Annotated in this window: 19 protein-coding genes; 6 read left to right on the plus strand and 13 right to left on the minus strand. The window is 65.2% G+C overall.

Annotated elements, in window-relative coordinates:
- Positions 1-36: 36 nt before the first annotated feature.
- From DV709_RS14545 to DV709_RS14555, 3 genes are all read right to left on the minus strand, one after another.
- Positions 37-210 (minus strand): 50S ribosomal protein L37e, encoded by a 174-nt coding sequence (locus tag DV709_RS14545; protein WP_117595117.1) that lies wholly within the window; start codon positions 208-210, stop codon positions 37-39.
- Entirely contained in the window at positions 207-443 is a 237-nt protein-coding gene (locus DV709_RS14550; protein ID WP_117595118.1) for an LSM domain-containing protein, read from the minus strand. Before DV709_RS14550 ends, DV709_RS14545 begins: the two co-directional genes overlap by 4 nt.
- Positions 444-566: 123 nt before the next feature.
- Positions 567-1,043 (minus strand): GNAT family N-acetyltransferase, encoded by a 477-nt coding sequence (locus DV709_RS14555; protein WP_117595119.1) that lies wholly within the window; start codon positions 1,041-1,043, stop codon positions 567-569.
- Between the two features lie 113 nt (positions 1,044-1,156).
- On the opposite strand from DV709_RS14555, the gene DV709_RS14560 reads away from it, so the two are divergent.
- From DV709_RS14560 to DV709_RS14575, 4 genes are all read left to right on the plus strand, one after another.
- A complete protein-coding gene (locus DV709_RS14560; protein ID WP_117595120.1) occupies positions 1,157-2,038 on the plus strand; it encodes a DUF502 domain-containing protein in 882 nt (293 codons plus the stop codon).
- A gap of 25 nt (positions 2,039-2,063) precedes the next feature.
- Positions 2,064-2,474: an archease gene (locus DV709_RS14565; protein WP_117595121.1), complete on the plus strand. Its 411-nt coding sequence runs from the start codon at positions 2,064-2,066 to the stop codon at positions 2,472-2,474.
- Between the two features lie 141 nt (positions 2,475-2,615).
- On the plus strand, positions 2,616-3,698 hold the full coding sequence (locus tag DV709_RS14570) for a DoxX family protein (protein WP_117595122.1): 1,083 nt from the start codon (positions 2,616-2,618) through the stop codon (positions 3,696-3,698).
- Positions 3,699-3,871: 173 nt separating this feature from the next.
- Positions 3,872-5,332 (plus strand): RtcB family protein, encoded by a 1,461-nt coding sequence (locus DV709_RS14575; protein WP_117595123.1) that lies wholly within the window; start codon positions 3,872-3,874, stop codon positions 5,330-5,332.
- A gap of 198 nt (positions 5,333-5,530) precedes the next feature.
- Here the strand turns inward: DV709_RS14575 and DV709_RS18505 are convergent, their stop codons facing one another.
- Positions 5,531-5,782 (minus strand): DUF7556 family protein, encoded by a 252-nt coding sequence (locus tag DV709_RS18505; RefSeq protein WP_137047559.1) that lies wholly within the window; start codon positions 5,780-5,782, stop codon positions 5,531-5,533.
- A 40-nt stretch (positions 5,783-5,822) separates the two neighbouring features.
- The gene (locus DV709_RS14580) at positions 5,823-6,344 is read right to left on the minus strand and encodes a hypothetical protein (protein ID WP_117595124.1); all 522 of its coding nucleotides are present in this window, start codon (positions 6,342-6,344) and stop codon (positions 5,823-5,825) included.
- Positions 6,345-6,452: 108 nt separating this feature from the next.
- On the opposite strand from DV709_RS14580, the gene DV709_RS14585 reads away from it, so the two are divergent.
- Entirely contained in the window at positions 6,453-7,301 is an 849-nt protein-coding gene (locus tag DV709_RS14585) for a translation initiation factor eIF-2B (protein ID WP_117595125.1), read from the plus strand.
- Positions 7,302-7,315: 14 nt separating this feature from the next.
- Here the strand turns inward: DV709_RS14585 and DV709_RS14590 are convergent, their stop codons facing one another.
- On the minus strand, positions 7,316-8,428 hold the full coding sequence (locus DV709_RS14590; RefSeq protein WP_117595126.1) for a Gfo/Idh/MocA family protein: 1,113 nt from the start codon (positions 8,426-8,428) through the stop codon (positions 7,316-7,318).
- Positions 8,429-8,504: 76 nt separating this feature from the next.
- Here DV709_RS14590 and DV709_RS14595 point away from each other — a divergent pair, with 76 nt between their 5' ends.
- Positions 8,505-8,978 (plus strand): NUDIX hydrolase, encoded by a 474-nt coding sequence (locus DV709_RS14595; protein WP_117595127.1) that lies wholly within the window; start codon positions 8,505-8,507, stop codon positions 8,976-8,978.
- 21 nt (positions 8,979-8,999) lie between these two features.
- On the opposite strand, the gene DV709_RS14600 is transcribed toward DV709_RS14595, so the two are convergent.
- The 7 genes from DV709_RS14600 to DV709_RS14630 form a co-directional block, all read right to left on the minus strand.
- A complete protein-coding gene (locus DV709_RS14600) occupies positions 9,000-9,968 on the minus strand; it encodes a sugar phosphate isomerase/epimerase family protein (RefSeq protein WP_117595128.1) in 969 nt (322 codons plus the stop codon).
- 107 nt (positions 9,969-10,075) lie between these two features.
- Positions 10,076-11,170 carry a Gfo/Idh/MocA family protein gene (locus DV709_RS14605; RefSeq protein ID WP_117595129.1) on the minus strand — a complete coding sequence of 365 codons (1,095 nt, stop codon included), beginning with the start codon at positions 11,168-11,170 and terminating at the stop codon, positions 10,076-10,078.
- Between the two features lie 53 nt (positions 11,171-11,223).
- Positions 11,224-11,427 (minus strand): hypothetical protein, encoded by a 204-nt coding sequence (locus tag DV709_RS14610; RefSeq protein WP_117595130.1) that lies wholly within the window; start codon positions 11,425-11,427, stop codon positions 11,224-11,226.
- Between the two features lie 19 nt (positions 11,428-11,446).
- Positions 11,447-12,631: an ABC transporter ATP-binding protein gene (locus DV709_RS14615; protein ID WP_117595131.1), complete on the minus strand. Its 1,185-nt coding sequence runs from the start codon at positions 12,629-12,631 to the stop codon at positions 11,447-11,449.
- 4 nt (positions 12,632-12,635) lie between these two features.
- A complete protein-coding gene (locus DV709_RS14620; protein ID WP_117595132.1) occupies positions 12,636-13,619 on the minus strand; it encodes a carbohydrate ABC transporter permease in 984 nt (327 codons plus the stop codon).
- Position 13,620: 1 nt separating this feature from the next.
- Positions 13,621-14,565: a carbohydrate ABC transporter permease gene (locus tag DV709_RS14625; protein WP_198665724.1), complete on the minus strand. Its 945-nt coding sequence runs from the start codon at positions 14,563-14,565 to the stop codon at positions 13,621-13,623.
- A gap of 111 nt (positions 14,566-14,676) precedes the next feature.
- Positions 14,677-16,209, minus strand: coding sequence for an extracellular solute-binding protein (locus tag DV709_RS14630; protein WP_117595134.1), 1,533 nt, complete (start codon positions 16,207-16,209; stop codon positions 14,677-14,679).
- Positions 16,210-16,364: the final 155 nt, after the last annotated feature.

Genomic DNA, 16,364 nt, shown 5'->3' on the forward strand with positions numbered 1-16,364 from the left:
GTAGCTGAGAGAGAAAGAACGTCGCAGGAAGCGGGGTTACTCGCCCGCTTTCGACTGCCACGCGTACTCGCGACGTTTCGCCGACTTGCCGAAGCCGCAGGACGAGCAGACCTTCTTCTTCACGTGGTAGGACTTCTCGCCGCAGCGACGACATTTGACGTGCGTCGTCTTGTTCTTCTTGCCCTGACTCGGGGTTCCTGCTCCCGTCATGCTGTTATCGTGACCACGTTATCGCCGCGTATAATCGTTGTGTCTTCGACTTCCTCGACGTCGAGGCCACCGAGGAGCCCGTCGTCGTCGTCTTCGAGGCTCTCCTCGAGTACGACGTTCATGTGCTGGTCGTAGCCCGCCAACGTGCCGAAGTAGGAGGTACCGTCCTTCAGCTGCACGGTGACCGGCTCGTTCAGAGATGCCTCGAGTACGTCGAGGGGTCGTCCGCTCATACCCTGTACGCCACTGGTTCGACTATTAAAAATACCGGATGCAACGTCGAAATTGCGGTCCCGTGTCACGGTTCGCCGTGGCTCGCGGGGTCGTCTTGGTCTGTCGTCGGTCCCGGACCGCGCTCACCGGCGGACGAACTCCGAGAGTTTCTCGCGAATCCCGCCGTTCTCGCCGAGTCGAAGGTAGTAGGCGTTGCCGCCGTCTTCGTAGTAGTTGTCGATGCGGCGGCTCACCTCGAAACCGATGTGTTCGTAGAAGTCGAGCGCCGCCGTGTTCGTCGTCCGCGCGTGGCAGGTCACCGTCCGGTGCTCGTCGGCGACGGTGGCGACCAACCGTTGACCGTACCCCTCGCCGCGAACCTCGGGAGCGACGGCCAGAAAGAGGATGTAGCCGTCGCGCCGCGTCGAGACGAAGCCGACGAGCCGTTCGTCCTCGTAGAACAGATGCGTCTTCGAGCGCCGGTACGCGTCCATGAAGAAGCCGCGTCGCTGTTTCAGCACGTCCTCCCGCTCGTGGATGCGCTCTTTCAGCGCCCAAGCGTCCTCCCCGTACTGGGCTTGCCCGGGCTTGTCGACGCGCAGTTCGACGTTGACGCTCACTACCACACCGTAGAATCGAGGTAGTTATAAGTCCACCGTCCCGGACGACCTTCTCCGGTGTCTGACAGTCCACTGAAGAAGTTCTTTAGTGACGTACTGGCGTGTAGAGTAGTATGGATGAGTCACGGCCGGGCGTCGAACGGCGCGTCAAGCGGTCGATAGAGACACGGGTGAGAGACGCCGTCGTCTCCGGTGTCGCGGTCGTGATTCCGCTCGTTATCACCGTCGTCGTCTTCATGGTCGCGCTCGATATCGTCTCGAAGTATCTCGACCTCCTCTCGGACTTTCTCATACAACTCCCGTGGACGTCGAACGTCCCGACCGCACAGTACGTCGACCGGGAGTTGGCCATCGAACTGCTCACGCCCGTCGTGCTGTTCGGCTTCGTCCTCTTCGTCGGCTTCGTCGTCGAAGGCTCGAAGTACGGCGAACGCGCCGTCGACTACTTCGACGCCGTCCTCGGCGCGGTCCCCGGCGTCGGCGCGGTGTACGACAGTTTCCGACAGATGAGCGACGTGGTGCTGGAGAGCGACGTTCAGAACTTCCGCGACGTGAAACTGGTCGAGTTCCCCGCCGACGGCGTCTACACGCTCGGCTTCGTCACCACGGAGACGCCGCGACAACTCACCGACAGCACCGACCACGACGAGATGCTGACGATGTTTCTCCCGCTCGCACCGAACCCGGTGATGGGCGGTCACCTCGTCCACGTCCCGGCCTCGAAAGTCCACGACGTCGAGATGACCGTCGAGGAGGGCGTTCGCGCCATCGTGACCAGCGGCGTCGCCATCGGCTCGGCCTCCGGGACGGAGGTCGGACTCTCGGAGAGCCAACTCCGGAGTCTCTCGGCGATACAGGCGAACGCGGAGCCGGAGCACTCGGCGGGCGACGGTGCCGACGAGTCGAACGACGGACTCGACCCCGAGACGAGCGGGAAACGCGCCGTCGACGGCGACGGCGGCGGACTCGCTACGCGGAGCGGCGACAGCGAATAATACCGCGGCCGCCGACCGTTCGTACGTGAGCTACGAACTGCGCGAGCACACGGCGGACGTGGCCGTCGCGGCCTCGGCGCCGACGCTCGATGCCGTCTTCGGGGCCGTCGCCGACGGTCTCGCGGCGGCGATGTGCGAGACGATTCCCGACGCGGGCGACCGGTTTTCGCTGCGCGTCCGCGCCGAGAGCCGCGAGGCGGCGCTGTTCGACTACCTGGACGAACTCATCTACGAACGCGACGTCCGAGCGGTGCTCCCCGTCGAGAACCGCGCGACGGTCCGCCGCGACGGCGACGAGTGGGTCGTCGACGCCGACGCTCGCGGCGTCCCGCTGTCGGGTCTCGGCGCGCGCGAGGTGAAAGCCGTCACCTACTCGGAGATGAGACTGGAAGAGACCGCGAGCGGCTGGCGCGCGTACGTCGTCTTCGACGTCTGACCCGAATTCGCGTCGGACTCTCGCGAAGAGCCGGCAGATGCGGGAGTCGGGTCGCGCATCCGTCACGGACGTTCGTCCATTTTTCCGCCGAAAGCGGACACGTGCGTAGGATTTAGAAGCGTCGGCTTCGGAGGTTCGACCATGAGACGCCATACGCTGCAGGCGGCGTTCGCAACCGCCGCGTTGCTCCTGTCACCCGGTGTCGCGAGTGCACACGTGAAATACGTCGTCGACGGCGGGGGCGCGGGCAACGCCGTCCGCCTGCTGGCGACCGTCGCGTCCGACCCGCTGAGTCTCGCACTGATCCTCGGGACCGGCGGTGGGGTCGTCGTCGCCGCCGCGGGGTATCTCCGATACCGGCCCGCGGGCGACGACATCCGCGCGTTCCGCGCGGTGATGGACGACTACCGCGACCTGCTGCCGTGGCTACTCCGGTTGAGCGTCGGCCTCCCGCTCGTGGGGGCGGGCTTCGCGGGCTACTTCTTCACGCCGCTGGTACCCGCGCCGACCCGTCTGTTCGGCGTCGCCGTCGGCTTTCTGCTCCTGTTCGGACTGGCGACCCGTCTCGCCGCCGTCGTCGGTCTCGTCGGGTACCTCGTCGGCCTGGCGTTCCGTCCGGAGCTCTTCTTGGCCTTCGAGTACGTCCCGGCGTTCCTCGCCATCGTGCTCGTCGGCGGCGGCCGTCCGAGCGCCGACCAGCTCATCGCGCGGATGGCCGACGACGACCGGACGCTCTACTCGCGCGTCGACCCCTTCTACCGGCGCGTCGCCGTCCCCTTCGAGCGCCGTATCGCGCCGTACCGTCCGTTCGTCCCGACGATTCTGCGCGTCGGCATGGGCCTGTCGTTCGTCTATCTCGGAGTGGCGCAGAAACTGATGAACCCCGTCGAGGCGCTCGCCGTCGTCGAGAAGTACGACCTCACCGCCGTCGTTCCCGTCCTCCCCGAACTGTGGGTCGTCGGCGCCGGACTCGCCGAGGCAGTCGTCGGTCTCGCGCTGCTTTTCGGCGCGTTCACGCGCGCGTCGTCGCTCGTCGCGTTCGGCCTTTTCACGACGACGCTGTTCGGACTGCCCGACGACCCCGTGCTGGCGCACATCTCGCTTTTCGGTCTCGTCTCGGCGCTGCTGGTCACCGGGGGCGGGCCGTTCTCGGTCGACGCGTGGATGGCGCGGGAGACCCGTTCGGAACGGACGTCGCCGCGGACCGAGACCGGGGGCGACTGAGACTGGTGGCGATTGAGGCCGGTGGCGATTGAGGCCGGTGGCGATTGAGACTGGTGGCGATTGAGACCGGTGGCGACTGAGGCCGACCGCCAGTCGAACACCTACGTCCGGTGAACGGTCAGCGGAGACGACTCGGGGCAACGTATTCACCGACTCTCGTGCTACACTGCCACATGACGACGCGCGAGTTCGACGGCATCCGTCTCGAACGGGTCCGAGAGTACGTCTGGGAGATTCCGCGGGAGGACGGGATGCGCGTCCCCGCTCGCGTCCTCGCCAGCGAGAAGCTACTCGAACAGATCGGCGACGACAGGACGCTCCAACAACTGAAGAACGCGACGCACCTGCCGGGGATGACGAAACACGCGCTCTGCATGCCCGACGGCCACCAGGGCTACGGTTTCCCCGTCGGCGGCGTGGGGGCGACGGATGTCGAAAACGGCTGTATATCGCCGGGAGCGGTCGGGTACGACATAAACTGCGGCGTCAGGATGATGAAGACCAACCTCTCCTACGACGACCTGCAGGGCCACGAGGAGGAGTTGGTCGACGCGCTGTTCCGGGCGATTCCCTCGGGACTCGGCGGCGGCGGCGTCGTCGAATCCGACGTCGACACGGTGGACGCCGTCCTGGAGCGCGGCGTCGACTGGGCGCTCGAAGCGGGGTACGCCGTCGAGGACGACCTCCTGCACTGCGAGGACGAGGGGCGGCGACCGGACGCCGACTCCGACGCGGTGTCGGAGAAGGCGAAGAACAGAGGCAAGAACCAGTTGGGGAGTCTCGGCTCCGGCAACCACTTTCTGGAGGTCCAGCGCGTCACCGACGTGTTCCGCGAGGACGTCGCCGACGCGTACGGACTCGCCGAGGACCAGATTGTCGTGCTCATCCACTGCGGCAGTCGCGGCCTCGGCCACCAGGTGTGCAACGACTACCTCCGGAAGATAGAGAAGCGCCACGGCGACCTGCTCGCGGAGTTACCCGACAGGGAACTGGCCGCCGCGCCCGCGGGAAGCGAACTGGCCGAGGCGTACTACGGCGCGATGTGCGCCGCCATCAACTTCGCGTGGACGAATCGGCAGTTGGTGATGCACCGCACCCGTGAGGTGTTCGAGCGCGTCTTCGGCCGCGACTGGGAGGCGATGGAGATGGAACTGCTGTACGACGTCGCCCACAACATCGCCAAGAAGGAGCACCACGACGTAGACGGCCAGGAGCGCGAACTGTACGTCCACCGCAAGGGTGCGACGCGGGCGTTTCCGGCGGGTCACCCCGAGGTTCCGAAGGCGTACCGCGACGTCGGACAACCCGTCATCATCCCCGGAAGCATGGGGGCGGGGAGCTACGTGCTCCGAGGCGGCGAGGAGTCGCTGTCGCTGTCGTTCGGGTCGACGGCCCACGGCGCGGGCCGGGTGATGAGTCGAACCCGCGCGAAAAAGGAGTACTGGGGCGAGACGGTACAGACGGAGCTCCGCGACCGGAACAGCATCTACGTGAAGGCCCAGAGCGGCGCGACCGTCGCCGAGGAAGCGCCGGGCGTCTACAAGGACGTCGACGAGGTGGTCCGCGTCTCCGACGCGCTCGGCATCGGCGACAAGGTTGCGCGAACCTACCCGGTCTGCAACATCAAAGGGTGAGAACCGCCGTCGACGGTCGGCTCTCACACCGTCGCTCGGAGCGCCGTTTCGCAGCGTCCGCCGCGTGAGACGCGACTCAGTCGTAACGAGCCGGTTCGGGCGCGTGTTCGCGCGACGGGATTCTGACTCGCGAGTTCAGTCGCTGCAGGTTCGAGCGGATGCTACTGTAGTCTCGTGAGAGTGTTTCAGACATGACGATCACCGCCAAGAACCGACTTCGACGCAGGTTGATGCACTCATCGCGAGCCACGCGTCGTCGCGGCCGATGTCGGCGACGACGAGCGATTTCTCTCCGTCTACCTCGTCGAACGCACACGTCACTTCCGCACCGCTCGATTCCGTGGCGTGCTCGTTCCCAACTCCACGTTCGACGCGTGGAGGGCGTCGGGTGTTCCGACGTTTCGGGTTTCGGGAATCCATCGTACTCCTACAGACTGGTTCCGACGGCATACCACCACTGCCCAATAGATTAGGCACTCCGTCAGACGGTTCAGGACCAGAAGCCACCCGGACCCGGCGGTCCAGACGGCTCACGCGGCCCAGTTCGGCCGTCTCCGCCGATGTCGACGAACTCCGAGGGGCGACGCGGGTCGAGTTCCTGTCCGTCGGCGTATTTGACGTAGCTCAGGTAGTACGCGCGGCCACAGCCGATTTGGCCGTCGCCGTCCGCTCCCGTCGGTTCGTCGACTTCGTCGCCGGCGTTACCGCCTCCCGCCGCACTCTCGGTGCTCTCGGCGTTCTCCACGTTCTCGGTGTTCTCCACGTTCTCGACGTTCTCGGCGCTCCCGTCGCCCGGTATCCACCCCTTCGGCCTGAACGTCACCGAGGAGGCATCGCTCTCGCCGCAGACGAGTTTTACCCCGTCTGCGTCCTCGTAGGCGTCGTCGGGGGTCGCGTACTCCCAGCCTTCCAGCGGGTACGGCGTGACCGCCTTGTCCGCGAGATACTCGTCGCGTTCGAGTTCGACGAGCGTCTCGCAGTGCGGGCAGTAGTAGGTGACGGTGAAACTCATCGCGTTCCGTAGGGACCGCTGGCACTTGGGTTTCGCGGCGGTCGGCGAATGGAGGAACCGCTCTCCGCCTCCCGGAAACTCTTTGCACCGAGGGGCAGAGGTTCGAGTATGATAGACGAGACGGTCGAGGAAATCCGGGAGATGCAGACCCACAGTTCCTCCGTCGTCGCCGTCAAGGCCACACGGGCGCTCTCGGAGCTACTCGACAGGGAGTTCGCGACGCTCGAAGAGTACGAGCGCGACCTCGAACGGAACGCGGGAGCGCTCCGTCGGGCGAACCCCTCGCACGCCTCGCTGTACAACGCGATGCGAGAGGTCACAGAGAGCGTCGTCGACGAGACCGACACGGTGGACGAGGCGAAGGCGCGGACGCGAGAGACGATAGAGCGCGTCGTCGAGGACGTCGAACGCGGCAAGCGCCGCGCCGCCGAGACCGCCGCCGAGACGTTCGAGGACGGCGAGACGTTCCTCACCCACGACTACTCCTCGACCGTCCTCGAAGCGGTCGAAATCGCCGTCAGGGACGGAATCGAACTGACGGCGTACGCGACGGAGGCGCGGCCGCGGTACCTCGGACGCAAGACCGCGCGGACGCTCGCGTCGATGGACCGCGTCGACACCCACCTCATCGTCGACAGCGCCTCGGGCTACGTGTTAGAAGAGTGCGACCGCGTCATCATCGGGATGGACTGCATCGTCGACGACGTGCTGTACAACCGAATCGGCACGTTCCCGATAGTCGCCGCGGCAAACGAGGTCGGCGTCCCGGTCACCATCGTCGGCTCCGGCGCGAAGATAATCGAGGACGGCTTCCGGTTCGAGAACGAGTTCCGCTCGCCCGCCGAGGTGATGCTGGAACCGGCCGAGGGTTTCAGTATCGACAACCCCGCCTACGACGCGACGCCCGTCTCGCTCATCGACGAGGTTATCACCGACGAGCAGACGCGGCACTACTGAAAAATCTCGACCACTCAGTCGAGCGCGACCCGCTCGCCGTTTTCGTCGCTCCGTTCGATAGCGTCGAGCACCTGCTGGACCTCGTAGGCGTCCTCGAACGACGGGTGGAACTCGCTGCCCGAGTCGGCCGCGCTTAGGAACTCGTAGTTCTCGTGGACGAACGTGTGCTCCCAGCCGAGGACGTGGCCCGGCGGCCACCAGTGTTCGACGTAGGGGTCGTCCTCGTCGGTGACGAGGATGGTCTCGTAGCCGCGGTTGCCCTCTCTGAGCAACTCCAGTTCGTTGATGCGTTCGAGCGAGAACTGCAGGCTCCCTTTCGACCCGTGGACGCGAATCGTGTGGTCGTTCTTGTGGCCGGTGGCGACGCGAGAGGCCTCGAACGTCCCCATCGCGCCGTTCTCGAACTCCGCTTCGGCGGTGTAGGCGTCGTCGACGGTGACGGGGCGCGTCTCGTCCTCGCCCGGAACCGGGCGCTCCTCGACGAACGTTCGGAGGCTTCCGCCCACCTCGGCGATGTCGCCGGCCTGCTCGCCGACGAGGAAGCGCGCGAGGTCGACGGTGTGCGCGCCGAGGTCGCCGAGCGCGCCGCTGCCGGCGAGGTCTTTGTCCATCCGCCACGCCCACGGCGCGTCGGGGTCGGCGAGCCAGTCCTGCATGTACCGGCCGTCGACGTGGCGAATCTCGCCGAGTTCGCCGTCGTCGATGAGCTTTTTGGCATATTGGATGGCGGGGATGAACCGGTAGTTGAACGCGCAGCCGGCGACGCCCTCCGCGTCGGCGGCGGCGTCGCGCATCCGTTCGGCTTCGTCGAGCGTCGGCGCGAGCGGTTTCTCGCAGAGGACGTGTTTCCCGGCTTCCAGCGCCGCGATGGAGGGGTCGGCGTGGAGGTGGTTCGGCCCGAGGTTGTAGAACACGTCCACCTCGTCGACGACGTCCTCCCAGTCGGTGGCGGTGTGCTCGAAGCCGAAGCGGTCGGCGGCGTCCGCCAGCGCCTCCTCGTCGCGGCCGACGAGCGTGTGGCGAACCACCTCGGGCGCGTCCGGGAAGAACATCGGGAGGCGCGCCAACGCGTTCGAGTGTGCCTGTCCCATGAACCGATAGCCGAGCATACCGACTGTCAGAGCCATGAGCCAACTTCACGCGGCGGCGGCTTAGGGTTTCATATCCGGCAGTTTCTTGCGGGGGTGGGGTCTTCGTCGGGTCATGAGCGACCTGTCCTCCGTCGAATCGCCGCACGGCAGCAGCCGAGACGCCGACGAACGGATTCGCGTCGTCGCCCTCGGCGTCGTCCGCCGCGACGACGAACTCCTCGTCTTCGAGGCGGCGTCCGAGGAGTCGGGGACGTACTACCGACCGCTCGGCGGCGGCGTCGAGTTCGGCGAACACAGCGTCGACGCGCTTCGCCGCGAGTTCCGCGAGGAGCTGGAGGTCGAACTGACGAGAGTTCACGAGCTCGGGACGTTCGAGGGAGTGTTCACCGTCGACGGCGAGCAGTGCCACGAGATTCAGCGCGTCTACGGCGCGGAGTTCGTCCAGCAGTGGCCCTACCAGATGGACTCCTTTACGGCCCACGAACCCGACACCGGCGAGGACCTCGACTGCCTGTGGAAACCGCTGTCGGAGTTCACCGACGCGGGAGAGACGCTGTTCCCCGAAACGCTGCCGAGCGTTCTCTGAAAAGCGTCGACCGCCGACCGCTCACTCCGCCCAGTACGCCTCGCCGGGCGTCGTCTCGAACACCGACCGCTGGAGCAGTTCGACCGCCTTTTCGAGGCCCTCGCGCGACGACGTGAGCGAGTCCTCGTGCTCGATGGAGAGCGCGCCGTCGTAGCCGACCATCCGGAGCGTCGACACCACGTCCTTCCAGTGCTCCTCGCCGTGGCCGTAACCGACGGTGCGGAACAGCCACGAGCGGTCGGGTTCCTCGGTGTACGACGTGGTGTCGAGGACTCCCTTGATTCGGGACCGGTCGTCGTAGACGCGGGTGTCCTTCGCGTGGACGTGGTGGATGGCCCCCGCTTCGCCGAGGTACCGGATCGCGGCGAGCACGTCGATTCCCTGCCAGTAGAGGTGGGAGGGGTCGAAGTTCGCGCCGACGTACTGGTTGGTCGCCTCGCGCAGGCGCAGCATCCCCGACGGTTCGTAGACGAGCATGTTCGGGTGCATCTCGATGGCGAGCTGGACGCCGTGGTCGGCGGCGTGGTTCGAGAGTCCCGACCAGTAGTCGGTGGCGACGTCCCACTGGTACTCGTGGGCGTCGGCGTGCTCGGTCGGCCACGGCGCGGTGATCCAGTTCGGCATCTCGTCGTCGGGACCGCCGGCGGGCAGACCCGAGAAGCAGGTGACCGCGTCGACGTCGAGCTCGTCGGCGAGTTCGACGGCCTCGCGGAGTTCGGTATCGGCTTCGTCGGCCGTCTCCTCGTCGGGGTGCAGCGGATTGTTGTGCGTCGCCAGCGCGCTGATGTACATGTCGTGGCCGTCGACGAGTTCGAGCAGCTCCTCGCGGGCGCTCTCGTCGTCGAGCAGCTCCCGCCGGTCGACGTGCGCCTCGCCGGGGTAACCGCCGACGCCGAGTTCGACCGCGGAGACGCCGATGTCGTCGAGGTAGTCGAGCGCTTCTTCGAGCGACTGGCCGCCCAGGGGGACGGTGAGTACTCCGATGTCCATGTCCGTTGTTACGTTCAGGGCGTCGATAAAACTTCAGGAGGGCGCAACGAGAGGAGGGACCGAAACCGTCGGACACGCGTCGGGACGCGTTCTCCCGCGGAACCGACTCAGTCGAGTTCGGGCGCGGCCTCGGACCCGGCGTCGAGACGGATCGCCTTCCCCTCCGCCGAGGAGCGGTAGATGGCGTCGATGACGCGCTGGACGGCCAGCCCCTGTTCGACGGTGTTCCGCTCGGGGTGGTTGCCGGAGGCGACGGCCTCGAGAAACAGGCGCTGTTCGGATTTGTGGGTGTCGTTGGCCTGCGTCTGGATGTCGGTGTCGCGCAGGTGGTCGGTGCCGTCCTTACCCGTCTCGTAGAGCGTCAGTTCGTGGCTCGCGCGGTCGAAGCGCGCCCCGGCCTCCGAGCCCCGGAGGACGAACTCGTCGTTCGTCGGTCGGTTCGTCGCCCACGCGACTTCCAGCGATATGGTCTGGCCGTCCGCCGAGCGGATGAAGGCGCTCGCGGAGTCGTCGACGTCGAACCCTTCCGGGCCGATGTCCTCGCCCCACATCTCGACGAAGGCGTAGTCGTCCTGGTTGCCGAACTGCGAGCGGGTGACGCCCGACACCTCGACGATCTCGGGGAAGTCGAGGAAGTAGAGCGCGAGGTCGATGGCGTGGACGCCGATGTCGATGAGCGCGCCGCCGCCGGCGATATCCTTGGAGGTGAACCACGAGCCGCGACCGGGGATGCCGCGACGGCGGACGTAGTTGGCCTCGACGTGCTGCATCTCGCCGAACTCGCCGTCGCGCTGGTAGCTCTTGATCACCTGAACCGGGTTGGCGAAGCGGTTGTTGAACCCGACCATGCAGAGCGCCTCCGACGCCTCGGCGGCGGCGGCGATGCGCTCGGCGCTCTCTAAGTTGTGCGCGAGCGGTTTCTCCAACAGCACGTCGATGCCGGCGTCCAGCGCCGCGACGGCGTACTCCTCGTGAAAGCGGTTCGGCGTCGTTACGATGACGGCGTCGACGTCGTCGAACAGTTCGTACTTGTCGTCGTACGCCTCGACGCCGTACTTCTCGGCGAAGCGTCGTCGAGCGTCGGCCTGGATGTCCATGCCGCCGACGAGCGTCGCGCCCAAATCCGTCAACCGGTCGGCGTGGTAGTGGCCGATGTTACCGAGGCCGACTACCCCGACCCGTACTGGCGTGTCCGAAGTCATTCTCTACTCCTCGTTTACTACAACACGTGTTAAGCGTCACGTTCCATGTGTTGTCAGTACAACTGACGCTCGCGCTCTTCACGCTCTTCCTCTTGTTTTTTCTGTTCCTTGATTCGTCGTCTGCCGCGCAGGAACTGCCGCCCTTTGGGGATGATGACGTTCTTCAGATCCAGGACGAACGACACGATGCCGTACGCCCAGAAGAAGAACAGCAGGGTCACCATCCCGATGTACAGCAGTCCGAGTTCGGTGACCATCTGTGGTGTAGTGTGGTGTTCAGTCGTCGCTTTCCGCGCCGGTCTCGGTGACGTTCTCTGGGCTGGTCAACTTCACCAGACCGTGCTGGATGGCCTGACCCGACGCGGTGTCGAAGAGGTGAATCCTGCTCCGGTCGAGGACGACGTCGAACTCCTGGTCCTCGACGATGTCGCTGTCGGGGTCGACGCTCATCAGCAGCTGGTTCTGCTGAGCGGCCTCCATATCCATGCTCGACCCGTCGTCGTCCAACAGCAGGTAGACGAATATCTCGTCGCCCATCGGTTCGAGGACGTCGGTCGTCGTCTCGATGCTCATCGAGGGGTGCGAGACCGAGCTCGACTGGTCGATTGGGTAGACGTCCTCGGGACGGACGCCGAGGGTCACCTCCTGGCCGACCTCGACGCCCATCTGTGCGGGGTCGAACTCGACGGTGACGCCGGTGTCGTGCTCGAAGCCCTGTTGGGTGACGGTGCCGTCGAGGAAGTTCATCGCCGGCGACCCGATGAACCCCGCGACGAAGAGGTTCTGCGGTTCGTTGTAGCAGGTCAGCGGCGGATCTATCTGCTGGAGCTGGCCGCCGTCGAGGACGGCGATGCGGTCCGACATCGTCATCGCCTCCGCCTGGTCGTGCGTGACGTAGATGATGGTGGTGTCCAGTTCCTTGTGCAGGCGCTGGAGCTCGGTCCGCATGTGGACGCGTAGTTTCGCGTCGAGGTTCGCCAGCGGCTCGTCCATCAGGAACACGTCAGGGTTGCGAACGATGGCGCGGGCGATGGCGACGCGCTGGCGCTGGCCGCCGGACATCTCGTCGGGCATGCGGTCTAACATCCCCTCCAGTTGGACGATGTCGGAGGCGCGTTCGACGCGGCGGTCGATCTCCTCCTTCTCGTAGTCGCGGAGCCGGAGGCCGAAGCTGATGTTGTCGTACACGTCCATGTGCGGGAACAGCGCGATGTTCTGGAACACCATCGCCACCCCGCGGTCTTTCGGCGGGAGGTTCGTCACCTCTCGGTCGCCGATGTAGATGGACCCCTCCGTGGGTTTGGTCAGCCCGGCCACCATCTCCATGGTCGTCGACTTCCCGCAGCCGGACGGACCGACGAGGCAAACGAACTCCCCGTCTCTGATGTGTACGTTCATGTCGTCGACTGCCGTTACGTCTTCGTACCGTTTCGTCACGTGTTCGAGTTTTACGTCTCCCATTGTCTTACTCCTTGAGTGCTCCTGCCGTGAGCCCGCTGACGATTTTCTCCTGTGCGACGATGACCAGGATGGCCACCGGCAGCACGCCGATGATACTCGCCGCCGCCATCAGGTGGTACGGCGTGTCGTACTGCCCCTGCAAGCCGATGATGCCCGCGACGAGCGGGGCCCAGCTTCCGGGTTCGCCGTTGTTCATCAAAAACGAGAAGAAGAACTCGTTGTAGACGCTGATGAACGTGAGCACGCCCGCCGTCGCCACACCGGGCGCCGACAGCGGAATGATGACGCGGAACAGCGCGCCGAGTCGCGTCGTTCCTTCGACGCGGGCGGCGTCCTCCAACCCGTCGGGAATCTGCCCGTAGAAGGTCGTGAGGATGAAGATCGATAGCGGCATGAACAGCGCGCTGAACGGCAACACCATCGCTCCCGGCGTGTTGTACAGCTCCGGGAAACCGACGGCGAGACCCGTTCCGGGGATGCCGACGGCCACGTTCCCCGTGAAGAGGTTGTACAGCGGCAGCAGGAACGCCGCCGGCGGGAAGTACGAGATGGCGAGGATGGCGAGCATCAACGGTCCGCGTCCGGGGAACCGGAGGCGACCGAAGACGTAGCCCGCGAGGCTCGCCAGCAGCAGGACGATGACCGTCGTCAGGATGCCCAACACGAAGCTGTTGAACATGAAGATGTGGAACGGCACGCGCTGGAACACGACGATGAACGACTCGAAGTTGAGCGTCCCGCCCGGCGGGTAGAGCCCGACGTTCTGCAGCGCCCGCGGCGGCGTCAGCGACAGCACGAGCAGCCAGTAGAACGGGAACAGCGTCGTGAGCAGGAAGAACGTGGTCAGGACGTAGAACATCGCACGGTACGTCCGCTCGGGGTTCTTTATCGAACTGCTGACCCAGCGGCTGAACGGCCCGCGCGTCAGTTCGCGGTCGCCGCCGGTGCCGATGGTCGTCGAGTCGCCGGTCTGTGGTTCGCTTCCCATCTCAGAATCCACCTCCTTCAGCGTCGGCGAACTTCACGATGTAGACGGACACCGCGATGCCGATGATGGCGGCTGTGATGAACGCGACGGACGCCGCGGTCCCGTACGCGCGTTGGTTGAAGCTCGTGACGACCAGACACGACAGCGACGGCACCGTCGTACAGGCCGACGTCGTCTCGATGATGCCGTAGACGCGCATCGCCGCGATGGTGCGGAACAGCATCGCAACCAGAACCGTCGGCATGATGAGCGGCAGCGTGATCATCTTGAACTGCTGCCACTTCGACGCGCCGGCGACCTTCGCGACGTCGTACAGCGAGCGGTCGATACTCTGCAACCCGGCGAGGATGAGCAACGCCATGAACGCCGACGTTTTCCAGATGTCGGCGACGATGATGATAGTCGTCGCGTCCACCGTGTTCGCCAGCGGCGTCGTCCCGATCCACGTGAGTTGATTGAGCAGCGTCGGGTTGTCGCTCGTGCCGATGAGGAAACCGATTCCGGGCTGGAACAGCAGGTAGAAGATCATCCCCTGGATGACGATGGGCACCGCCCACGGGATGATGATGGCGACGCGAACCCAGCGCCGACCGCGGAACTCCTGGTCGAGGACGAGCGCCTGTCCGAATCCGATGATCGTCTCGAAGAAGACGCTCACGAACGTGAATATCAGCGTCACGCCGAGGGCGCTCGCGAATATCCCGTTCGGCGTCAGCGACGTGGGCATGAACGCCGACGGGAGCGCGTAGCTTCGTTGGTTCGTCAGGAGTTCGACGTAGTTGTTGATACCGACGAACTGACCGAGATTAGCCGAACCCGACAACGCGTCGGCGAACAGCGACATCCAGAACGTCGTGACGAGCGGGTACACTGCGATTACCAGCAGCAGTATCAGCGCTGGCACGAGCAGCAAGTACGCGTACGCCGTCTCGCTCAGGTTTTCCATCCAGCGGACTGTAGAGACGTACGGACCGGACCGTGAACCGTCGCGAACAGTCCCCTGAGATTCCTGTTCTGTGGCCATTGGTAACAAGTATTAACGTTGAGAGGCAGGCGCTTAGGCGTTCTGTTCGATCTGCTCGAGGGTGGACTCCAGACTCGACATCGCGTCCTCGGGCGCCTTCTGCTGGGCGTACGTGGAGTTGACCTCCTGGGCGATCTGATCGGACTGCTGGGACCAGACGGCCGTGACCGGTCGCGGAACGGCGTTCTCACCGGCGACGCGAAGCTGTTCGAGGTAGCGGCCGATGACGGGCACCTCCGCCGCGCGGTCGGAGTTGAGCAGTTCCGGTTTCGGCGGGATCCACCCGAGAATCTCGAACATCGCGAGGTTGAACTCGTCGGTCATCATCGTCTGAATGACGGCCGCGGCGGCGTTCTTCTTCTCGGTGCTCGAGTTCGGGTTCATCGAGATGTGCCAGCCGCCGAGCGCGGCCGAGGGACCGCCGGTGCCCTCGTACTCGGCTTCGTCCGGCGTCACGGCGTACGGAATCGGCATCACGCCGAGGTCCTCGCCGTAGTTCTCCTCCGCGCCGTTCTCGACGATGGAGTACGGCCAGTTGCGGAGCGCGACCGCGTTGCCGTTGTCGAACGGCGCCTTCGAGGGGTCCTCCTGCCACTGGAGGACGGCCTCGGGCGAGATCTTCTGGTAGCCGTCGAGCGAGTGCTCGTCGTCCTGCCCGTGGATGAACGTCCGGATCATCCGGATGGACTGCAGAACGGGCTCCTCGTTGACGGTGATGGGCCGGTCGCCGACCGGACCGAACAGGTTGCTGTGGTCGCCGAAGTACGCGCCGCCCCAGCCGGTGATGAACTCGTTGAAGTCACAGCACGACAGTCCCTCGTAGGACGCCGCCTGGAAGTTGAAGCCCATCTCGACGTCGTCGTTCTGCGAGACGACGTCGGCGATCATGTTGTTGAAGTCCTGCCACGTCATCGACTCGGTCGCCCAGTTCTGTCCCTCGGGGTCGTAGCCGGCGTCGGTGACGAGGTCCTTCCGGTACTGGATCGTCGGGAAGTCGGGGAACAGCGGAATCGCGTACAGGTCGTCCGAGTCGGGGTGTTTCGCCGTCTCGACGCTCGCACCGAAGTAGTTGTCGTTGACCTGCGATATCCAGTCGCTCGGCAGCGATTGACTGAGGTTCTGCAGTTGGTCGCGGACGATGAACGGAATCGTCCACCCGCTGTCGGTCATCAGGAGCGTCGGCTCCTCCTGTCCGGAGTTGAGCCACGTCTGATACTGGTTCTGCCGGTCGTCGGTCACCTGCGACCCGCCGAGGATGTCGATGGAGATGTTCTCCGGCAACCCGGCGTTCCGCAGGGCCTCGGTGATGCGGTCGACGTTGTCCGCGACGCGGGAGTCCGCCGCCCACTGGACGGTGACTTCGTTGTCCACTGCACCCGGGTCGAGTTGTTCGGCGCTCCCGTTCCCGCCGCTGTCGTTGCCACCGCCGTTGCCACCGTCGTCCTGGCTCTGAATACATCCGGCGAGGCCGAGTGCGACGCCGGACGTACCGGCAGCCTGCACGAACCGTCGTCGGGAGACACCACTTCGCCGCTTCGACTTGTCACGTGAGTCAGCATCGACCATTACAGTTTGAGTTCTTGGTATAGGACTTATTTATACTTTCGGCACAGTTACTACGTCTGTTGTAGTGAATTAACTGACTCGTGGTATTCAGCCCCTCCGAGGGCTCTGTCACCGGTTTTCCGCAGCGTTAATCGGGGCCACATCGAGTCAATCTC

Origin of the sequence: Haloprofundus halophilus (assembly GCF_003439925.1) — an archaeon.
GTDB classification, from domain to species: domain Archaea; phylum Halobacteriota; class Halobacteria; order Halobacteriales; family Haloferacaceae; genus Haloprofundus; species Haloprofundus halophilus.

Bases quoted from the DNA above. Each gene is read 5' to 3' on its own strand.
- DV709_RS14605 (WP_117595129.1), bottom strand. From the start codon at position 11,170: ATGACTTCGGACACGCCAGTACGGGTCGGGGTAGTCGGCCTCGGTAAC.
- DV709_RS14590 (WP_117595126.1), bottom strand. From the start codon at position 8,428: ATGGCTCTGACAGTCGGTATGCTCGGCTATCGGTTCATGGGACAGGCA.
- DV709_RS14585 (WP_117595125.1), top strand. From the start codon at position 6,453: ATGATAGACGAGACGGTCGAGGAAATCCGGGAGATGCAGACCCACAGT.
- DV709_RS14610 (WP_117595130.1), bottom strand. From the start codon at position 11,427: ATGGTCACCGAACTCGGACTGCTGTACATCGGGATGGTGACCCTGCTG.
- DV709_RS14550 (WP_117595118.1), bottom strand. From the start codon at position 443: ATGAGCGGACGACCCCTCGACGTACTCGAGGCATCTCTGAACGAGCCG.
- DV709_RS14620 (WP_117595132.1), bottom strand. From the start codon at position 13,619: ATGGGAAGCGAACCACAGACCGGCGACTCGACGACCATCGGCACCGGC.
- DV709_RS14600 (WP_117595128.1), bottom strand. From the start codon at position 9,968: ATGGACATCGGAGTACTCACCGTCCCCCTGGGCGGCCAGTCGCTCGAA.
- DV709_RS14595 (WP_117595127.1), top strand. From the start codon at position 8,505: ATGAGCGACCTGTCCTCCGTCGAATCGCCGCACGGCAGCAGCCGAGAC.
- DV709_RS14625 (WP_198665724.1), bottom strand. From the start codon at position 14,565: ATGGAAAACCTGAGCGAGACGGCGTACGCGTACTTGCTGCTCGTGCCA.
- DV709_RS14575 (WP_117595123.1), top strand. From the start codon at position 3,872: ATGACGACGCGCGAGTTCGACGGCATCCGTCTCGAACGGGTCCGAGAG.
- DV709_RS14630 (WP_117595134.1), bottom strand. From the start codon at position 16,209: ATGGTCGATGCTGACTCACGTGACAAGTCGAAGCGGCGAAGTGGTGTC.
- DV709_RS14570 (WP_117595122.1), top strand. From the start codon at position 2,616: ATGAGACGCCATACGCTGCAGGCGGCGTTCGCAACCGCCGCGTTGCTC.
- DV709_RS14615 (WP_117595131.1), bottom strand. From the start codon at position 12,631: ATGGGAGACGTAAAACTCGAACACGTGACGAAACGGTACGAAGACGTA.
- DV709_RS14580 (WP_117595124.1), bottom strand. From the start codon at position 6,344: ATGAGTTTCACCGTCACCTACTACTGCCCGCACTGCGAGACGCTCGTC.
- DV709_RS14560 (WP_117595120.1), top strand. From the start codon at position 1,157: ATGGATGAGTCACGGCCGGGCGTCGAACGGCGCGTCAAGCGGTCGATA.
- DV709_RS18505 (WP_137047559.1), bottom strand. From the start codon at position 5,782: ATGCCGTCGGAACCAGTCTGTAGGAGTACGATGGATTCCCGAAACCCG.
- DV709_RS14545 (WP_117595117.1), bottom strand. From the start codon at position 210: ATGACGGGAGCAGGAACCCCGAGTCAGGGCAAGAAGAACAAGACGACG.